The sequence below is a fragment of the Citrobacter sp. TBCS-14 genome (genome assembly GCF_005280805.1).
Taxonomy (GTDB): domain Bacteria; phylum Pseudomonadota; class Gammaproteobacteria; order Enterobacterales; family Enterobacteriaceae; genus Citrobacter; species Citrobacter gillenii.
Genome location: NZ_SZWM01001249.1, coordinates 301 through 664, shown reverse-complemented (window position 1 = coordinate 664; position 364 = coordinate 301). Strand labels below are relative to the sequence as shown.

Annotated in this window: 1 protein-coding gene; it reads right to left on the bottom strand. The window is 63.5% G+C overall.

All coding sequences use genetic code 11. From position 1 onward, the window contains the following. Positions 1–364 (bottom strand): iron chelate uptake ABC transporter family permease subunit (locus FDX22_RS26530; protein ID WP_146718024.1); only part of this gene is annotated, 364 nt, incomplete at both ends.

Here is a 364-nt window from a genome sequence, read left to right as displayed (position 1 = left end):
ACCGGCCAATGTCAGACGTACCGGGCTGAGCTGCCCGCCGCCCTGACTGCCGGTAAATGCCACGATCAGCGATGCGACCAGCGCACCGGCAAAAGCCATCAGCAGTTGTTCTTGCGCAGAGGAGAAGCCGAACAGTGCGGCCCCCAGCACAATAGCAAAGCTGGCACCAGAGTTGACGCCCAGAATACCGGGATCGGCGAGAGGGTTTCGCGTGAGCGTTTGCATCAGCGCACCCGCCAGGCCCAGTGCACCACCTGCGAGGAGCCCTGCCAGCGTACGCGGGAGTCGCGCGTCCAGCACGATGGTGCAATCGGCGCTTTGACAACTGCCGGTGAGTGCATCAAATACCACGGAGGTGGGCAGC